Here is an 18509-nt window from a genome sequence, read left to right on the forward strand (position 1 = left end):
GTCAACGCGAGGCACCGGTCAGCGCTCCCCGCCCGACGCGAAAGAACTTCGGCGTATCCGCGCCGGTCGCATTGGGGTGCGCCAGTCCGAGGGAGGCAAAGAGTCCGCCGCAATCGGCATCGTTGGGCGCCGCCATGCACCCCATGGCCGTCTGCGGCTGGTTCTTCCGCACATCGCTGCGCGATAGCAGCGCCGCGAGGTCGGCCACGATCACATCGCGCGCCGGGTCGAATCCACTGAGCGCGATCTCCGGCCGGTTGCCGTGACTGCACGACGTGGGCGCCTTGGCACCGGGCGCGCCCGTGCAGCCGGTGCTGCCCAGATGGATGACCCACGCGGTCGCCGCCGAATCGCCCTGCGTGGCCCGCATGTCCACGCGGAGGAACTTGTAGCCGGCGTTCCACGACCAGAACAGACGCGAAAGCGACAGCGGCGGCGCCTGCGAAGCGAGATCGCCGTGGTTGCGCGCGAACGGCACCCCCATCGTGAACGCCACCCCCCGGTACTCACCGGCCGGCGCGAGCACCGTGATTTCCGGATGCGTTTCCGGCGTGCCGTTGGCGCAGGTGGCCGTGCCGTTCTCGAAATCCACCAACGCGACATCCCGGTCCTGCCACGGCGCCAACGGGGCCAGCGCGGCGCGCACGGTGTCCCCACGCGCATTCACCAGACGCACGTTGTGGACGTAGAAACGGAAATCACTGGCGGTGATGCTGGCACCCGTGGTGCCGATGCCGGAATAACTCCGGCCGCACTGGAAAGGCGCATCGGCCACCATGGCCTGCAGCCGGATGGTGATGGGCGTGAGAGAATCGGTCGCGGGGATCGTCGCGATCAGCGTGGCCGCGACGAAGGTGACAAAAGACATGAAAGCCTCGAGGGGATGAGACCGCGGCGTGTCATGGATCATCCCGAGGGATCACCCGCAGGGATCATCCCCAGGGATCACCGACATGCATCACCCATGACGACGCGCTGCCCGATGAAAGACACACGGGGACACGCACGGAACGACCGCACCCGGGAACCGGGTGCAAACCTTTCAGAGCGTCAGCGCGGGCGGGGCGGTGGCCGGAGGCTGCGCCACATCGAGGCGCAGCGCCGGCCGGAGGCGACGGTTTTCAGGCGTCGATGCACCACGGGGCGCATCGAGCAGCACGACCGAAGCAATGGAGGCCGAGGCGATGAACTGCACCCCCGGCGCCGCGCAGCAGTGCGCGGCACATTCACATTCAGGAGCCGTGGACGCCGGAGCGGAATCCGGCATGGCCTCCTGTGAGGACGCCGACGACGCGCCATGATGCGCGTGATGCGTCGCGGCACCATCGACCGCCCCGCTGGTCGCAGTCCCGGCGGAAGCGCTCAGGTGCGGGGCATGATGCGGGCACGTCGGCTGGAGTGGCAGCGCGAGTCGCGCCACCATCCATACCATCGTCAGCAGGAAACCTGCCCACCGTGCGCGTGCGGGTCGCATACCGAATCGTATGGGCTCCCGGGCAGCGGTGTCAATTGCAGGTCGACCCAGGGTCGCCGCCTGCTGGCTCAACGCCACATCGGACTGTGTCGTATGATAATGATAGGCCACTACCATTTCACAGACTGGAGAACGCCATGTACGTCCCGGCCCGTCCACGCTTTTGTCCGCTCGCGACCGCCGCACTGCTGCTGACCGCGCCGATATGGTCCGGCCGGCACCTCGAAGCCCAGCACGTGCACGGGCAGGCCAGACTGAGTGTGGGCATCGAAGGCCGCACAGGGCAGGCCGAACTGCGCGCCACCGGGGACGACGTCTTCGGTTTCGAACACGCGCCCCGAACCGCCAGGGAGCGTGAGACGCAGACGCAGGCACTCACCAGACTCCGCACCTCCGGCGGTACCCTCCTCCGATTCGATCCGGCACTCGGCTGCCAGGTCACGGCACGTGATGTCCGGATCGACACCTCCGGCGAGCACGGTGAGGTCGTGGCGGCCTATCAGATCGCCTGCCGGGTGGCGCCACAGGGCAAACCCATCCGGTTCGGCTTCAGCACCGCCTTCCCCGGTATCGATCGTGTGGTGGTGCAGTTGGTGTCCGACACGGCGCAGACTGGCGCCACCATCAGCCGAGACCGGGGACAGTTGGTGCCCTGACATCGGGCACCGATAGGCGGAGCGCTCCCACCGGCGGAATCGGGCGGGAGCGCTCGGCGGTGACCGGACATCGTCAGCCGAAATCGGGCAGAATCAGGCGGAATCGGGCATGGCTGGCCCCCCGTGGTCATGTCCCCCGTGCAGCGGTTCGAGGAAGCCACGGATGCCGCGTCGGCCCAGCACCCACACGTACAGCAGCACCATGAGGCTCGCGGCCAGGAAGGCGGGCCGGTTGCCGGCGCCTTCCGTGAGTCCGCTCCATGCGCCCGCGCGCACCCGATCATCGATCACATTGAGTGCGATGCCGCTGGCCACGGCAATGACGGGACCGCTCAACAGCGCGCGTACACCGACGTCCATGCCGCGTCGACGCGCCACCGACACACAGCCACGCACATCCGGGAGCGGCCCGACCAGCAACAGCGCGAGCACCGCGCCGGGCGACCCCCCCGCGGCTATGAGCACCGCACCCACGGGCACGAGCGCGGCCGCGTGCACGCTCACCAGGCACGCGGCCAGCGTCAACACCAGCACATCGACGCCGGACGGGAGCCGCGTCAGCCAAGACTGCTCCAGCACGGGCGTCAGCACCGCGGCCGTCATCAGCCCCACGATGATCCACGGCGCGGACTGTTCGACCGCAGCGATCCACGCCTGTTGAGGGTCCTGCGGCACGGGGGCCGGTACGGCGGCCGGCATGGCGGCGGCTCGTTCACCGGGCAGGAAGTCGGTGCGGGCCCCAATCGTCGCGATCACCTGCGCCAGTGCGAGGCGGGCAATGGCGATCGCCACCCCCAGCAGCGGCACCGACAGCAACGCGGCTTCGAGCGACAACGCCCCGTTGGCCGCACGTCCGCCACCATCGGGCTCGACCGCGATGCCCAGCAGCCGGATGGGGCGACGACGGACGAAAGCGATCGTACCCAGAATGGCGATGGCGCCATAGGCGAACAGCACGGCCGGCGCACTGGCCATCATGAGCCGCCAGAGCACCTGGCCGAGGCCCACGGCATGTTCGTCATGCGTCCCGGCGTTGATCAGTTGCAGCGCGACGAGGACCAGCAGGCCAAGCAGGGACCCGGCACCATTGCGCCGCGCCAGGTCGCTGACCGATGGCGCTGGAGCGGCATGCGTGTGGGCGTGTCCATGCGCGTGCGTCTCCGCATGGTCATGGTCGTGCACGTGGTGGCGGGCATGGGCCGGCGCGGACACGGCCTCACCGGATCTTTCGCCGGCATGTTCGTGGACATGTTCGTGGACATGTTCATGGACATGTTCATGGACATGTTCCTCATCCTGCTCATCGCCGTGTTCGTGCGCGGCATGTCCGATGACGTGCAGCAGCGAGCCACCGACCAGCGCCTCGAACCACAACGCCGCGCGGTCGGGGAGCCAGGCCAGCACGGTAGGCTCGGCAACATACCCGGCCACCGTCATCACGGCCATGAAGAGCAGCACCATCCACGACATCACCCGCGCGCGGTCGCGCAGCACCCACCACACCGTGAGCCCCACTGGGATCTGGTGCAGCAGCACGCCGTAGCCCAGCAGACTGCCCGGCTGCGTATGCGACTGGGCCAGCGCACTGCCGTCGAGCATCGAATGCACAGCCACGCCGAGCAACGCCAGCGAGAGGATGGCCGTGTGTGTCTGACGCACGCCATAGCGCAGCATCCGCTCGACCATACCGGGCACCAGGTAGCCCAGCGCCATGCAGGCCATGGCGATCACATCGCGGTGCTCCAGCGCATGCGGCACCACGTCGAGCAGGACCAGTCCGCCGATCGACACCACGATGAAACCGTCGACGAACGCCGTCACGCCGGGACGCGATCGCGCGTACCGACTGAGCAGGGGGCCCACGACGAGCGCGCCCAGACTGGCGGGGAGAAGCGCGCTGACTGGCATGACCGAACGATAGTCGGCCAGAAGCTCCAATTGCAATTGCACTCTCGATACCTCAGTCGTCGTCTTCGTCGTCGATCTCTTCGACCGCCGCCCAGGCCGGGAACGGGTCATCGAAGGTGGCCCAGAGCCCCGGCCCGGCACGTAGCTCGTCTTCGGTGACGAGACAACTGTCCAGCAGCGCGGTGAGCCCCGGGCGATCCAGACGTTGTCCGATGATGGCCAGCTCCTGCCGGCGATCGCCGAGCTCCGGATGCCACAGCGCCTCGAGTTCGGCGTGCTGCTCCTCGTCCAGCGCCCACGTCTCCGGCGGTGAGGCGGCGTACCAGAAGCCCGCCGGATTCACCTCGAGCAATTGCCCGGCCTGCGACCAGCTGCCCACGAGATCGGGCCGGTTCGCGACCCAGAAGAACCCCTTGGCACGCAGCACCCCCGGCAGACCGGCGTCGATGCGCGTCCAGAGACGCCCGGGGTGAAATGGTCGACGCGCCCGATACACGAAACTCGCGATGCCATACTCCTCGGTTTCGGGCATGTGCTCGCCAGCCAGCTCCTTCTGCCAGCCGGGCGCGGCTTCGGCCTGCGCAAAATCGAACGCGCCCGTGCCGAGCAAGCGCCGCGGTTCCACCACACCGCGCGTGGCCGTCACGAGGGTAGCTTCGGGATTGAGATGCCGCAGCAGGGCCTGCAGTTCGCCAAGCACCTCGGCGCTCACGAGATCGGCCTTGTTGATCACGATGACGTTCGCGAATTCCACTTGATCGATGAGCAGATCCGGAATGGTGCGTTCGTCGTCGTCACTCAGGGCCAATTGACGCGCCCGCAGATCGTCGAGCGAACCGAGATCCCGGCGAAACCGGTGCGCATCGACCACGGTGACCATGGTGTCCAGACGCGCGAGGCGTGAGAGCGCGTGTCCGTCTTCCGTCTCGAACGTGAACGTGGCGGCCACGGGCAGGGGTTCACCGATGCCCGTGCTCTCGATGAGCAGGTAGTCGAAGCGCCCTTCTCCGGCGAGCCGCGTCACTTCCTGCAACAGATCGTCCCGCAGCGTGCAACAGATGCACCCGTTGCTCATCTCGACGAGCGTTTCCTGCGTGCGCGAGAGGGCCGTATCCCCACCGCGCACGAGTTGCGCGTCGATGTTGATCTCGCTCATGTCGTTCACGATGACCGCCACACGCAGGCCGTCGCGATTGGCCAGCACGTGATTGAGCAGCGTGGTCTTGCCGGCGCCCAGGAAGCCCGAGAGCACCGTCACCGGAAGCCGCCGGTCGGAGGCGGAAACGGTCGTGGAGACGGGAGCGATCACTTCGACTCCTTGTACAGCACGTGCCGCTTGGCGATGGGATCGTACTTGCGCTTTTCCATGCGTTGCGGCGTGGTGCGGGGATTTTTCGTGGTGACGTACATGTGGTGGCTCTCGGTGGACCGGAGCTTCACGTTGACGCGGACGCCCATACGGCCTCGCTGATGAAAGAGTGTGTCGCGATCATCCGGTGATATCCGGCGATATCCGGCGATCATCCGGTCATTGTCCTGTGATCGTGATGCGACGCAGTCGCCGGAACGCTCAGCGGATCGCGGGTCACGCCGATACCGCAGACCAGCGCTTCCCCACCCGTGGGCGGCACGAAGTTCAGGAACAGGCCGATGGTGGTGGTCTTGCCGGCGCCGTTCGCGCCCAGCAGGCAGTAGACCTCCCCGGTCCCGATGGCGAGATCGAGGTTGTCGAGCGCGAGCACATCGCCGTAGCGTTTGGTCAGCGCTGTGGCGACGAGCCGTGAGGGCGTGGCGGAAACGGCGGGGGCTGGGGCGGCAGCGGTGGTTATGAGGCTCATGTTACGATATTGATCGTGCTATATCATTAACATCCCAAGAGCCTTCCGACAATCCCCCCAGGCGACAGCCCCTGACTCGCGGTACGCCCCGCGACGACAGCCCCTCGGACATCGACTGTGCAACGGCGACGAGCAGCTGCTATGCGACCGTCGGAACTACCGACCTCACCCTACATGAGTCGTGCAGGTATCCTGCTGTTCATTGAGCAGGTATCGTCGCCCCAGGCGGCCCCAATGCCGCCAGCCGCTCCGCCAGTTCCGCCACCGGCATCCCGACCCCGATGAACACACCGGTCGGCTGTGCGTCCGCGTGCGGACGGGACAGATCGAGACGCAGTCCCTTGCGGCCAGGCAGTTTGTTCCAGACGTACATGTTGCCGGGAGCGTCGGCAAAACGCACCAGCCCCTTGGCCCGCACCACCGCCGGAGGCAATTCCTGCACGAAGCGACGAAACGCATCGCGCTCGACCACGGCCGGCAGCATCAGTGATGCCGCACCGAAGGGGTGGGCGTGCCGCCCATGCGCCACATCCGTGCGCGCCGCCGCGGCCACACCGGCGACTTCGCGATGTGTGGTTGCCGCCACCCGCGTGGTGAGCGCGTTCAACCAGTCCGCGAAGGCCGCACTCGACACCAGTTCGGCGCGCGGGTTGAGCTCCTGCAACGCTCCACGCACCAACGCCTGACGCTCGGCACTCACCCGCTGCGTCCAATTCAGAAACACATGCGTGGCCGTGCTGACCTGTGCGCGTTCGAGCGCGTTGTGCCACCAGCGTTTCTGCCACCGCGTGGCGTCGATGACCGTGAGCTGCAACGGCAGCGTGTAATGCCGCAGCCTGGCGTCGGCCGTGAGATGCGCCAGCAGTTCATCGGTTTCCGTCGCACCGTTCGCTTCGATGCACATGACGCTGCCCGACTCCGGCGGCACCTGATACAGCACGTTGAGCAACTCCCTGAGCGAGCCGCAGCACACACATTCGCCATTGAGGGGTGTCACCAGCGCTTCCATCTCCGCCAGACGCGACGCGTCGATGCGCGCATCGCGGAAATCATTGAGCACCACCCGCACACGGGTGCCATTCGCGGCCAGCGCGGGCACCAGTTCGGTGAGGAATCGCGTCTTGCCGGCACCCAGAAATCCGGCGAGGAGCACCAACGGGATCATCCTGTACACTCACCTGTGGCGTCGGTGAAGACAACGCCTTGTGATATATTTGATATTGCAATATCATTTACTAAAACACCCGTCTTATGCCCTTACGCCGTCTGGCCTCCTGGTTCGTGATCGTCGCCGCTGCCGCCGTGTGCGGCGTCCGGCCACGTCCCGTTCCGCAAAAACTCGAAGCCACACTCGCGGCCCTGCCGGTGGACACCACCGACGCGGGCGACGAGGTGGCCGACGAGGTCATCACCATCGACTGGCGCCTGCTGAGCACCCTCGATGTGCGCACGGGCGCACCCGGTGATTCGCTGCGCAAACTCGTCGGTCGACGGGTGCGGGTGCCGGGGTTCATCGTGCCGCTCGAGGATTTCCAGGATCGCGCCAAGGAATTCCTGCTGGTGCCGTACTTCGGCGCATGCGTGCACCTGCCGCCCCCGCCGCCCAATCAGCTCGTGTACGTGAAGATGCGGGGCACCACACCGCTCTCCTGGTGGGCCCCGGTATGGGTGGAGGGCGTGCTGCGCGTGATCACGGTCAAGTCGATCTACGGATCGGCGGGCTTTCAGATGGACGGCGAACGCATCACGCTCTACAAGGAGCGCGGTTGAGGCGATGGAAGATCATCATGGAGCTGTGACGCACTTCATTCGAATCGCGATCCCGCTGCGTGTCCGTGCACACCTGCCGTGCACACCTGCACCGTCGCGTCGATGTCACCACACGTCAGGCCGCGGCGATCCGCCGCTGCTGACCGCGACTCCCGCCTGCACATGTTCGATGGCGTCGTGCCCCACCCGCGTGACACTCGCCCATAAGGCAGGCCGAAGGCATGTCGAACGGCCGGTGATTACCCCGGCGACCGTTCCGATCGTTCAGCGATCCCCGTGCCGACGCGGGCATCGATCAAAGCCACCACCGCCCAGGCCACACAGGCAGCCACCACGGTGTCGCTCAGGTAGTGGGCATTGGCCAGGACTCGCGTCATCGCGCAGCCCGCCGCCAGCGTGTAGAACACCCAGCGGGCGCGGGGAAACAGCCGCCCCAGCGCAAAGGCCCCGGCAAACGCCACGAGCACATGGGAACTGGGCAGGCCCATGCCCCGGTTCGACCAGGGACCGTCGCTGAAAGCCCGGAAGGCGTACCCAAAATGCTCGGCGTCGGGGCGCAGCCGGCGCAGCAGGAGCTTGAGCAATTCGGCCGCGATACCGCCGGCCACCGGCGAGAAGAGCAGCAGCGCGGCGCCCCGTTTCCGATCAGCGTGGCCCACCCGCTGCAGCCACCAGGCCAGCGCCACCACGCCCCACGTCGGCAGGAATCCCTGGATGCGCAGCAGTCGTCCCCAGTCCTTCTCGTAGACGGTGGGCATGCGGAGCTGCCATGCCCATGGATCGAGCACATGCGCGATGCCCACCACCACCGCCGTCACCAGCAACCATCGTGTCCAGCGCGTACGGGGTCGTTCCAGAGCGCTGTCCTGGGCACGATCCGTACGGTCGTCGTGCGCATCGACCTGGGCATCGACATGGGCATCCGCCAGCCCGGTTCCCGCAAAAGGATTCATGCGCGGAAATCAAGGGCGGCGGACGGAGCCCCGCCACTATGATCGAGGTGGACGGCTGCCATATTTGGGGAATGGAACGCAACACGAAGCAGCGGGACGCCATCCGGCAGGTCTTCGAGGAGATCCCGCGCCCCCTGGGGCCGGCTGAGGTTCTCGAAGCCGGTCGGAATCGCATCGCCAAACTCGGTATCGCCACGGTCTATCGGACGATCAACTCACTGGTGGAAAGTGGGTGGCTCGTTCCGGTGGAACTCCCGGGCGAACCGCCGCGCTACGAGCGCTCCGGCAGCGAGCATCACCACCACTTCCGGTGCCGCACCTGCACCCGCGTCTTCGAGATCCACGGGTGTCCCGGGGAATTGCGGGACCTGGCGCCGGCTGGCTTCCGGTTGGAGAGTCACGAAGTCGTGCTGTACGGTCTGTGCGCGCGGTGCGCGGCGGACTGAGGGGAGCGGCACGCGCGGGCGGACGGCGACTCCTGGGCTTCGCGGCGTTGCTGCTCGCCGCCTGCGACCTGGGCGGTGGTTTCCAGGGCATGGCCATCGATCCGCCGCGCGACATGCCGACGTTCGAATTCACGCAGGCCGACGGCACGCCGTACCGCACCACGCCCGAGTCGCGTCGGCCGATGGTGCTGTTTTTCGGCTACACGCACTGCCCGGACGTCTGCCCCACCACCCTCGCCGACTGGAAGCGGGTCAAGGCGAAGCTCGGTGACGACGCGGCGCGCGTGCGGTTCGTCTTCGTCACCGTCGATCCGGAACGGGACACGCCGGCTGTCGCCGAACGGTACGCCAAACAGTACGACGCGAGCTTCATCGGCGTCTCGGGGGATGGTCTCACCACGGCCCGCATCATGGAAGCGTTCGGAGTGGCGGCGGCCCGGGAGGATGTCCCCACGGCCAATGGTTATCTCGTCAGTCACTCCGCGCAGGTGTTTCTCGTGAACGACCAGGGGCGTCTCGTCGCGCTCTATCCGTTCGGCACACCGTGGGAGGCGCTCGCCGCCGACCTCGATCGCCTGCTCTGAAAGTTCCCGACGTTCCCCGAGGTTTCCTGCCTTGCTTCGCTCTCTCCCTCGATCGGTGGTAGCCATGCTCGTCCTGGCGCCGCTGTGCATCGCCTGTGGTGACACGGAACAACACGCGGAGATGTCCCCGACTCCAGCCGCGGCGGCGCCGTCGCCCGTGATCCATGGCATCACCGTGCGCGATGCCTGGGCACGCATCGCCGACTCCGCGGCCACGGGCGGCGCCTACGTGTCGCTGGTGAACGGGAACCCCGATCCAGTGGAGATCGCTGGAGCCGCCAGCACGGCTGCGGATGCCGTCGAACTGCACGAAACGATGCAGCACGATGGGATGATGCACATGACGCCGCGCCCGTCGGTCCCCATCGCGCCCGGTGATTCGCTGGTGATGGGGCCGGGCGGTCTGCATGTGATGCTCATCGGTCTGCATCGCGCTCTGATGGTGGGCGACAGTGTTCCGCTGGTATTGCAGCTCTCCAGCGGCGACCTGATTCCACTCATGATTCCCGTGCGCGCGCCATGAATCCGGCCCGTCTTGGTGGCATCACGGGATTGATCGTGCTCACCGCGACCATCGCCTGGCTCACCTGGCCGCGCCCCGATACGCTCATCCGCGTGCGCCGCGGCGGTATCGCCGAAGTCACCGATGCCCTGGGACGCACCAACCCACTCGGCGACACCGTCTTCGTGGGCGGCAGTGGCGCGCGCCGCACCATCCGGGTGGTCAACGACGACACGGTGAAACATCAGCTGGCGATGTTCACGATTCCCGCCGGCGGCCGTACCGACTACACGGTCCCGCCCGGAACATTCGGCGGAGCCTGTTCGGCGCATCCGACGAAGACGCAACTCACCTTCGTCATTCGCTGAACGATGGCTGAACCGCTGGTTGAATCGAAGGCCCGTGAGACATCCATGACGTTGCCCCCGTCCACGATGAGCGCCGCGCTCGACGAGGAGTTGCGGGCCCTCGAAACCGCGGGGCTCAAGCGCGCGCTGCGTCAGGCGCAGCAGCGTCGTGCCGGCACGGTCATTTTCAACGGCGAGCGTGTCGCCGATTTTGCATCCAACGACTACCTCGGTCTCGCCGCCGATCCGCGCGTGGCGCGTGCCGCGTGGGCCGTTTTGCAGGCCGAAGGCACCGGCGCGGCCGCGGCCCGCCTGATCTCGGGCAATCATCCGATTCACGAGACCCTCGAACACACGCTCGCCCGTCTCAAGCAGGTCGACTTCACCCTGCTGTACCCGTCGGGCTATATGGCCAACGTGGGGGTGATTGCCGCGCTGGCGGACCATGGGGACGTCATCTACTCAGACGCGCTCAACCACGCGTCACTCATCGACGGGTGCCGGCTCTCGCGCGCGCAGGTGCGGATCTTCCCGCACAACGATCTCGATGCGTTGTCGGCCATGCTGGAAGCCGAGCGTGCCAGTTTCCGCCGCGCACTGATCGTGGTGGAAGGGGTGTTCTCGATGGACGGCGACATGTTCCCGCTGGACCGGCTGGTGCCGCTGGCGCGCCGACATCAGGCGTGGACGTATGTCGACGACGCGCATGGGACGGGTGTGCTCGGGGCCACCGGTGCGGGAACCATCGAACACTTCGGTGTCGACGGACAGATCGACGTAGTGGTCGGTACACTGGGCAAGGCGCTCGGCACGGTGGGCGCCTACGTGGGTGGCTCGCAGGAGTTGGTGGAACTGCTGGTGAGTCGGTCGCGTTCGTTCATCTTCACCACGGGCACGCCGCCGGCGATGGCTGCCGCCACGCTCGAAGCCCTGCGCATCGCGCAAGTGGAGGGATGGCGGCGTGATGCGGTGCGCGAGCGCGCGCGGCGTCTGCGTCAGCGTCTGCGTGAAGGCGGTCTCGATGTGCCGGGAGATGCGGAAGGACACATCGTTCCGGTGATCATCGGTGATGCGAAGCGCACGATGGAATTGGTGGCCAACCTGCGCCGGCGCGGATTCCTCGTGGGCGGAGTGCGTCCTCCCACGGTGCCACCGGGCACGTCCCGTCTGCGCATCTCCCTCTCGGCCGTGCATCCCATGGAACTGGTCGATACGCTGGCGGCCAGTCTCTGCGACGCGTTGAGGGTCCGATGAATCCGTTCGACGATTTCACGGACGATTTTGCCGAAGACTTCACCGACGACGAGCCTGACGGAATGTCGGGGGCGGTGTACGACGACGGATCGGATACAGTGAACGAAGCGGACAGCCCCGCCGAGTCGCAGAGTCAGCTCATGCGTCAGCACATTCTGCTGCACGACACCGCGCACGTCTGGCATCCGTACACGCAGCATCATCAGGCCCCGATGCCCGTACCCATCGCACGGGCGAAGGACAGTTGGCTGTACGACACGCACGGTCGTCCGATTCTCGATGCCATCTCCTCGTGGTGGGTGACCACGCACGGGCACTGCCATCCGGACATCGTGCAGGCCATCGCCGATCAGGCGGCCACGCTGGATCAGGTGATCTTTGCCGGATTCACGCACGAACCGGCGGCGGCACTGGCCGCGGAACTGGTGGGCCGACTGCCCCGCGGACTCTCGCGCATCTTCTTCTCGGATGACGGGTCCACCGCCGTGGAAGTCGCGATCAAACTGTCGGTGCAGTCGTTCGCCAATCGCGGTGAATCGCGGCGGCTCATCGCGGCGCTCGATCACGCCTATCACGGCGACACGTTCGGCGCGATGGCCGCCGGCGCCCGCAGTGTGTTCACGAACATGTACGAACCGCTGCTGTTCGAGGTGGCGCGCCTGCCCGATCCCTCGGAGGGCGATACACTCGCCGCGCTCGACGCACTCATTGCCGACCGGGGGCGCGAACTGGCCGCGGTGATCGTGGAACCGCTGCTCATCGGCGCCGGTGGCATGCGGGTGTGGGATGAAGACGTACTGCAGGGCATCCGTCAGCGGACCAGTGCGGCCGGCGTGCATCTCATCGCCGATGAAGTGCTCACCGGCTTCGGTCGGACGGGCCCGCTGTTCGCCTGCGATCGCGCCGAAGTGCGCCCCGATCTCCTGTGCATGTCCAAAGGCATCACCGGTGGCCTGCTGCCGCTCGGCGCCACGGCGGCCACCGAAGAGATCTTCGACGCATTCAGCAGCACCGATCGTCGCAAGACGTTTTTCCACGGCCACTCGTACACCGCCAATCCCATCGCCTGCGCGGCGGCGCTGGCGTCGTTGCAACTCTTCGACGACGACAGCGAAAACGAACGGGTGCGCATCGAAGTGGCGCACATGCATCATCTCGCCGCGCTCGCGGGCACGACCGGCGTGCGTGCCGTGCGGCAGATCGGCACAGTGGCCGCGGTCGAACTCGATGCACCGCCGGGCTATCTGAGCGACATCGGACGTGAACTGGCCGCCTACGCGCTGGAGCAGGGCGTATTGCTGCGTCCGCTCGGCAACGTGGCCTACTGCCTGCCGCCGTACTGTACCACCGATCGTGAGCTCGATGCGGTGTACACGGTCATGCAGCGCTTCCTGAGCGGTGAACGTGCGGCCCCGATCGGCACCGGCGGGCCGTTCGATGATTGATCGTCTCGATGACTGATCGTCTCATCGATCGTCTCGCGGTCACCGGTACCGACACCGGTGTCGGCAAGACCGTGGTGGCCTGCGCACTGGCCGCGCGCGCCCGGCAACGGGGTCTGCGCGTGGCCGTGATGAAGCCGGTGGAAAGCGGGATCGATGTTTCGCCCACTGACGGTACGGTGCACTCCGATGCCGAACGTCTGCGCGCCGCAGCGGGCAGTACGGCGCCGCTCGATCTCGTACGCCCTTTCGCGTACGACGAGCCTCTCGCCCCGATGATCGCCGCTGTCCGCTCGGGTCGGCCGGTCCTGATGGCGGAGCTCGATCGATGTCGTGCCTTGCTGGAGGCCGAGGCCGATCTGCTACTGGTGGAAGGCGCGGGTGGCATCCTGGTGCCGCTCGATGTCCATACCAGTTACGTCGATCTGTTCGTGCGCTGGCAGACCGGAGTGGTGCTGGTGGCCGGCAATCGGCTGGGAGTGCTCAACCACACCCTGCTCACGGTGCGGGCCATCGAAGCCGCGGGGCTGCGCATAAGGGGCATGATCCTCGCCGCACTCACCCCGCCCGAGTCACCGGTCGCCACCGATCCCTCCCGGGCCACGAACTTCGAGGCCCTGCAACAACTGTTGCCGCACCTTCCCCTGTTTCAGTTTCCGTGGGTGGAGCAGGTCGAAGATCCGGATGTGCTGGCGGCGACCGCCGCCACGGCCGGTTTCGACCAGCTTCTGTCGCGCGTCGTGTCCTGACACGCGGCCCCTCGATTTCCCGTTCGCCGACCGACACTCCGATGACCGATCATCTCCTCGACTGGCAGCGTCTCGCCGATCGCTCCCTGGCTGGTGACCTGCTCACGCGCGACGAAGCGCGCGCCGTGCTCACCGCTTCCGACGACGTGCTGCTGGATCAACTGGCCGCGGCCTATCGGGTGCGCCGCGCCACGTGGGGAAACCGGGTGCGCCTGCACTTCCTCCTCAACGCGCAGAGCGGTCTCTGCCCCGAAGACTGCGGGTACTGCTCGCAGTCGAAGATCTCGGCGGCGGAAATCGAGAAGTATCCCATGCTGGCGCAGGAGCGCATCCTCGAAGCCGCCGACCGCGCTGCCGCGCTCAAGGCCGGCACGCTCTGCATGGTGATCTCGGGACGCTCACCCGGTGAACGGGTCTTCGGCAAAGTGCTCGATGCCGTGCGCGCCGTGCGTGAGAAGCACGATCTCAAGATCTGCGCCTGCCTGGGCCTGCTGAACGAAGAGCAGGTGCTGCGCCTCAAGGAAGCCGGTGTGGAGACCGTGAACCACAATCTCAACACCTCGGCCAACTACACGCCCGAAATCGTGTCCACGCACACGTTCGAGGATCGGGTGGGCACGGTGCAGGCGGTGAAAGCCGCGGGCATGAAGACGTGCAGCGGCGGCATCCTCGGTATGGGCGAGAGCGACGACGACGTGATCGATCTTGCGCTGTCGCTGCGTGAACTCGATGTGAAGAGTGTCCCGGTGAACTTCCTCATCCCCGTGCCCGGCACGAGCTTCGCCGACAAGCGCGAACTCGATCCGCGCCGTTGCCTGCGCATTCTCACGCTCTACCGTCTCCTGCTGCCCACGCAGGAGATCCGCATCAGTGGCGGCCGTGAGGTGCATCTGCGCAGCATGCAGGTGATGGGCCTCTATCCGGCCAATTCCATCTTCGTGGGCGACTATCTCACCACGCAGGGGCAGACGGCGCGTGACGACATGCGCATGATCGAAGACGCCGGCTTCGTGCTCGAGACGCCCGATGGGGAGCCGTTCACCGGCGATCCGTTCGAAGGGGTGCCGGAGCAGTATCCGCGCGCGCCGCTGCCGTTGGTCGAGGTGTGATGAGCAAAGTCCAACGAGACTGAGGTGCTCAAGAGAATAGTCGCAGCAGTGCTGCGACTATCTCCGACCTCCCAAGTGGTACACTAGCGACGGTTCCTCTGCCGCAGGCGGTGTACCAGCCACGCCACCACACCGCCCGCAGTGCCGATCCATACGACGGGCACAACGCTGACCTGCGTGCCATACAGCAGCGGCCCTACAAGGCTGCGCATGGCCCATGTCACGACGACCGACACACCGATGCCACCGCCGATCGTCAGCAGCAGACGTTCATCATGGTCCGGCACGAAGAAGAAAAGCAGACAGGCTACGAGACCGAATGTCGCCAGCACCCACGCCGGTGCGAAGTAGGCCGCATGATACTCGCGAATGAAATGGGCATACCGATCCGGAGCGGCGGCGACACCAGTTTCGCGCCACACGTGAAGGTGTCGCTCCGTTGATCGCGGAGCATCGAGCGCATAGACGATGAACGGATTGCCCGCCGCGGCACCGAAATGACGAACGTCGCCCGCGACGCCGACCACACGCACCATCGTATCGGCCACGCGGATTCGTTCATTCACGATCGAACGCACACCGCCCAGGGCGATCGCCAAATTCCTCGACACGATCACGGTGTGCGCCGCGGCTCCCTCCCCCTCCCCCGCTTCGAAATCCCGTCCAGACACGATCGGCACACCGAGCATCTCGAAGTAGCCGGGAACGACACGCAGGACGATGACATTTGGGACCCCACGTCCATTCATCCCTTCCACTCGGCGCCACTCATGTGTTCCACCCGTCATGGGAACGGAGGCGGCCTCGAGACACAGCGCGCCCGCGGGAGCGATGGTCTCGCCCACCGAACAACGCGCCTCACGCACGAACAGGCCGTTAACCGGAAATCCGATATCGGCCGCCGCGATGGCCCGTGCACTGGCCCAGAACGCGTTGGCGATCCCGATCGCGCTGGCACCGAAACCGAGCGTCAGCGCCCTCACACGGGCTTCGTCCACGATCGTTTCCAGCGGCCGTCGGCACGAACCACCGTGGGTGCTACTCCGAACCACCGGCGTGCGGTGAACAACTCGAGCGCGAGTCCGGGGACGATAACCGACGTCGCGGCGATAACGACGTTCCAGGGACTCCAGCGAAGACTGATGGTCTGCCCGAAGAACAGCGACAGATCGGGAACAATCGCCCAGAACACCGGAGTCGCCATCCGTGCGACGAATACGGCCAGAACCACCGCCCTCCTGCCAGCATCAGCGCTTCGAAACGCAGATGACGCAGGACGTCCGGCACGGCCGCCCCGGCGGATACGCGGGCCACCATCATCTCTCGGCGGCCGGCCGTACGTGCCACGAGTGATCGCGTCGTGACGAGGGTCGCCATTCCCCACAGGAGAACCGCAGCCCCGATGAGCAGATGCAGCACCTGCAGGAACTGCGGCTCTGCCGGTGTGATCGTTCGCAGGACGGCCCCTACGCTCAACACGGCCTGAATAGCCCCGACGCCAAGACTCGCGACCGCGAGGATCCAGAGCGTGGAGGCCGGTGTCGCCCGGACAAGGCGGAGCACGTGGGGCACATCGAGCATCACGTCTCGCACACCGGGCAATCCCCAGGTCTCCTCGACCATGCCGGCAAGACGGGAAGCCTCGTCGGTCGCCGGGCGTTCATCCGCGTGGAGCATCGCAGGATGCATCGCGTGATGCGTCGCATGAGGCATCGTACGATGCATCGCCTCGAGTTCGAGGTCGAGACGGATCGCTTCCTCGAGCTCTGCCCGGGCCTTGCGCGGCCGCAGCACTGTCCGGAGTCGGTAGCGCCATCCGGCGAACACCGCCATGCGCTCAGCCCTCGAGAATGCGCTGGATTGCCGAAAACGCTTCGAGGAAATTCGCCCGTTTCTCGCCGAGCTGCCGACGGCCGGCGGGGGTGATGTGATAGTATCGCGCCCGCCGTCCGGTCCCCGATGTCCCCCATGTGGCCGTCGCCCACCCGCTTCGCAGGACACGGTCGAGCGCCGGATAGAGCGATCCCTTCTCGACACGGAACACGTCGCCCGAAAGGCGTTCGATATGCTGCGCGATGCCGTAGCCGTGCATCGGCTGCGCGGCGAGCGAGCGCAGGATCAGCATCTCGAGGGTCCCGGGCGGGATCTCCTGGGGCGTGGCGGAGTCGGGGGGTTGCGGAAGCATGGACTGATGGATAGATAGACTTACTGTAACGTATGGACAGACCGTCTATCTATACGCCCGCGGGAGGCGACGCGTCAACCACGTCCAGCCGAGTAGACCATGCCTCGTACGCGCTTCGGATGCCTCGTTGGATTGCTGATCCTCTCCGGCCTGCCGGCCGCTCCCGCCTCGGCGCAGCCGCGCCCTGCGGTCCTCATCGTGGGCACCTACCACATGGCCAATCCCGGGGCCGACTTGGGCAACGTCGTGGCGGATGACATCCTGGCACCGAAGCGTCAGCAGGAAGTGGCCGGCTGGTCGAGCTGCTCGCGGCATTCCGGCCCACGGTCGTCGCGGTCGAGGTGCCGTTCGCACGCCAGGCAAGCCTCGACACCCGGTACGCCGCCTTTCGACGCGGCGAACAGACGCTCAGTCGATCAGAGTCGGAGCAGGTGGGTTTTCGACTGGCGGCGTCGCTGGGACTGCAGCACGTGTATGCCGTGGACCATCCTCAGGAACTCGACATGATGGGCGTGGTGCAGTTCGCGATGGCCAATGGATTCGCGCCGTTCGCGCAGTAGATGCGACAGACGGTGCAGGCCGAAGTCGCCCGGATCGGCCGCGCATTCCCGACGATGAGTGTGCCGGAACTGGTGGCACTGCACAACGAACCGCGCATGGACGCCGCGCATGCGTACTACCTCCGCGCAGCGCAGATCGGGCGGGACTCGACGTACATCGGCGCACAGATGACCAGCGCCTGGTTTTCCCGCAATCTCCACATCTACGCCAACATTGCGCGCACGGTCACCGCACCCGATACCCGGGTGCTGGTGCTGATCGACGCCGGACATACTCGCATCCTTCGCGATATGATCCGGGATGCCGGGGAATGGGATCTGGTGGATCCGCTTCCGCTGCTGCGGCGATGAGCGTGCGCAAAGCGGATAGACCAGCACCGTCATTCCGTTCAGTGGTTCGCTACCGATCTTTGAGGTCTGACGGGGAGAGTTCCTCGGGGCCGCAGTATTGTGGGGCTTGGGGTTTGGAAATTCCGAACGCCGGTCGGCGCCGTTTCACTGGCACATCGGCTACCGATTCTCCGCGCGCGTGCTCGTTCGCAAGCATGCCAAATATGTGGCGCGGATTGTCTCGACAATGTCGAGACAAAGGTTTGAGTTTGAGTAGTATGCAAATAGAGAGCCCTCCAGACTATTCTGGAAGGCTCTCTGCACTTCAAGCCCACTGCTATCGTCGAACGGTTCGGGCGACACTTATGTTCAGTTCTTCCTTCATCGCCTTTGAAGGAAGGT

20 protein-coding genes and 2 pseudogenes are annotated in these 18509 nt (G+C 66.2%); 11 read left to right on the forward strand and 11 right to left on the reverse strand.

Going from position 1 to position 18509, the window contains the following annotated elements:
- Position 1: 1 nt before the first annotated feature.
- Positions 2–868, reverse strand: a complete 867-nt coding sequence (locus tag WG208_RS02865) for an MbnP family copper-binding protein (protein ID WP_337169808.1) — start codon at positions 866–868, stop codon at positions 2–4.
- 174 nt (positions 869–1042) lie between these two features.
- On the reverse strand, positions 1043–1474 hold the full coding sequence (locus WG208_RS02870; RefSeq protein ID WP_337169809.1) for a hypothetical protein: 432 nt from the start codon (positions 1472–1474) through the stop codon (positions 1043–1045).
- A 137-nt stretch (positions 1475–1611) separates the two neighbouring features.
- Here WG208_RS02870 and WG208_RS02875 point away from each other — a divergent pair, with 137 nt between their 5' ends.
- Complete coding sequence (locus tag WG208_RS02875; protein ID WP_337169810.1) at positions 1612–2130, forward strand: DUF2796 domain-containing protein; 519 nt, start codon at positions 1612–1614, stop codon at positions 2128–2130.
- A gap of 93 nt (positions 2131–2223) precedes the next feature.
- Here WG208_RS02875 and WG208_RS02880 read toward each other — a convergent pair whose 3' ends face one another.
- The 5 genes and pseudogenes from WG208_RS02880 to WG208_RS02900 all read right to left on the reverse strand — a co-directional run bounded on the left by WG208_RS02880 (position 2224) and on the right by WG208_RS02900 (position 7041).
- Positions 2224–4038, reverse strand: a complete 1815-nt coding sequence (locus tag WG208_RS02880; protein ID WP_337169811.1) for a hypothetical protein — start codon at positions 4036–4038, stop codon at positions 2224–2226.
- 52 nt (positions 4039–4090) lie between these two features.
- On the reverse strand, positions 4091–5347 hold the full coding sequence (locus tag WG208_RS02885) for a GTP-binding protein (RefSeq protein ID WP_337169812.1): 1257 nt from the start codon (positions 5345–5347) through the stop codon (positions 4091–4093).
- Positions 5344–5496 (reverse strand): 50S ribosomal protein L33, encoded by a 153-nt coding sequence (gene rpmG / locus WG208_RS02890; protein WP_337169813.1) that lies wholly within the window; start codon positions 5494–5496, stop codon positions 5344–5346. Before rpmG ends, WG208_RS02885 begins: the two co-directional genes overlap by 4 nt.
- Before the next feature lie 113 nt (positions 5497–5609).
- Positions 5610–5876, reverse strand: a pseudogene (locus WG208_RS02895) (ATP-binding cassette domain-containing protein); the annotation flags it as partial.
- A 199-nt stretch (positions 5877–6075) separates the two neighbouring features.
- On the reverse strand, positions 6076–7041 hold the full coding sequence (locus WG208_RS02900) for a GTP-binding protein (RefSeq protein WP_337169815.1): 966 nt from the start codon (positions 7039–7041) through the stop codon (positions 6076–6078).
- A gap of 86 nt (positions 7042–7127) precedes the next feature.
- Here WG208_RS02900 and WG208_RS02905 point away from each other — a divergent pair, with 86 nt between their 5' ends.
- Complete coding sequence (locus WG208_RS02905) at positions 7128–7646, forward strand: DUF3299 domain-containing protein (RefSeq protein WP_337169816.1); 519 nt, start codon at positions 7128–7130, stop codon at positions 7644–7646.
- A 239-nt stretch (positions 7647–7885) separates the two neighbouring features.
- On the opposite strand, the gene WG208_RS02910 is transcribed toward WG208_RS02905, so the two are convergent.
- Positions 7886–8599, reverse strand: a complete 714-nt coding sequence (locus tag WG208_RS02910; protein ID WP_337169817.1) for a phosphatase PAP2 family protein — start codon at positions 8597–8599, stop codon at positions 7886–7888.
- Positions 8600–8670: 71 nt separating this feature from the next.
- On the opposite strand from WG208_RS02910, the gene WG208_RS02915 reads away from it, so the two are divergent.
- From WG208_RS02915 to bioB, 8 genes are read left to right on the forward strand one after another with little or no spacing between them, the layout of a single operon-like run.
- Positions 8671–9045 carry a transcriptional repressor gene (locus tag WG208_RS02915; protein ID WP_337169818.1) on the forward strand — a complete coding sequence of 125 codons (375 nt, stop codon included), beginning with the start codon at positions 8671–8673 and terminating at the stop codon, positions 9043–9045.
- Positions 9030–9629 carry an SCO family protein gene (locus tag WG208_RS02920; RefSeq protein ID WP_337169819.1) on the forward strand — a complete coding sequence of 200 codons (600 nt, stop codon included), beginning with the start codon at positions 9030–9032 and terminating at the stop codon, positions 9627–9629. The genes WG208_RS02915 and WG208_RS02920 overlap by 16 nt, the downstream gene beginning before the upstream one ends.
- 31 nt (positions 9630–9660) lie before the next feature.
- Positions 9661–10152 (forward strand): copper chaperone PCu(A)C, encoded by a 492-nt coding sequence (locus WG208_RS02925; protein ID WP_337169820.1) that lies wholly within the window; start codon positions 9661–9663, stop codon positions 10150–10152.
- Positions 10149–10499, forward strand: a complete 351-nt coding sequence (locus WG208_RS02930) for a hypothetical protein (protein ID WP_337169821.1) — start codon at positions 10149–10151, stop codon at positions 10497–10499. Before WG208_RS02925 ends, WG208_RS02930 begins: the two co-directional genes overlap by 4 nt.
- Before the next feature lie 45 nt (positions 10500–10544).
- On the forward strand, positions 10545–11732 hold the full coding sequence (gene bioF / locus WG208_RS02935) for an 8-amino-7-oxononanoate synthase (protein WP_337169822.1): 1188 nt from the start codon (positions 10545–10547) through the stop codon (positions 11730–11732).
- Positions 11729–13177 carry an adenosylmethionine--8-amino-7-oxononanoate transaminase gene (locus tag WG208_RS02940; RefSeq protein ID WP_337169823.1) on the forward strand — a complete coding sequence of 483 codons (1449 nt, stop codon included), beginning with the start codon at positions 11729–11731 and terminating at the stop codon, positions 13175–13177. Before bioF ends, WG208_RS02940 begins: the two co-directional genes overlap by 4 nt.
- An 8-nt stretch (positions 13178–13185) precedes the next feature.
- Positions 13186–13923 carry a dethiobiotin synthase gene (gene bioD / locus WG208_RS02945; RefSeq protein WP_337169824.1) on the forward strand — a complete coding sequence of 246 codons (738 nt, stop codon included), beginning with the start codon at positions 13186–13188 and terminating at the stop codon, positions 13921–13923.
- Positions 13924–13964: 41 nt separating this feature from the next.
- Complete coding sequence (gene bioB / locus WG208_RS02950) at positions 13965–15032, forward strand: biotin synthase BioB (protein ID WP_337169825.1); 1068 nt, start codon at positions 13965–13967, stop codon at positions 15030–15032.
- An 83-nt stretch (positions 15033–15115) separates the two neighbouring features.
- Here bioB and WG208_RS02955 read toward each other — a convergent pair whose 3' ends face one another.
- The 3 genes from WG208_RS02955 to WG208_RS02965 all read right to left on the reverse strand — a co-directional run bounded on the left by WG208_RS02955 (position 15116) and on the right by WG208_RS02965 (position 17217).
- Entirely contained in the window at positions 15116–16030 is a 915-nt protein-coding gene (locus WG208_RS02955; protein WP_337169826.1) for an ABC transporter permease, read from the reverse strand.
- Complete coding sequence (locus tag WG208_RS02960) at positions 16012–16236, reverse strand: hypothetical protein (RefSeq protein WP_337169827.1); 225 nt, start codon at positions 16234–16236, stop codon at positions 16012–16014. Before WG208_RS02960 ends, WG208_RS02955 begins: the two co-directional genes overlap by 19 nt.
- A 633-nt stretch (positions 16237–16869) precedes the next feature.
- Positions 16870–17217, reverse strand: a complete 348-nt coding sequence (locus tag WG208_RS02965) for a PadR family transcriptional regulator (RefSeq protein WP_337169828.1) — start codon at positions 17215–17217, stop codon at positions 16870–16872.
- A gap of 341 nt (positions 17218–17558) precedes the next feature.
- Between WG208_RS02965 and WG208_RS02970 the strand changes: the two are divergent.
- Positions 17559–18128: pseudogene (locus WG208_RS02970) on the forward strand (DUF5694 domain-containing protein).
- Positions 18129–18509 lie beyond the last annotated feature (381 nt).

Origin of the sequence: Gemmatimonas aurantiaca, from assembly GCF_037190085.1 — a bacterium.
GTDB lineage: Bacteria > Gemmatimonadota > Gemmatimonadetes > Gemmatimonadales > Gemmatimonadaceae > Gemmatimonas > Gemmatimonas aurantiaca_A.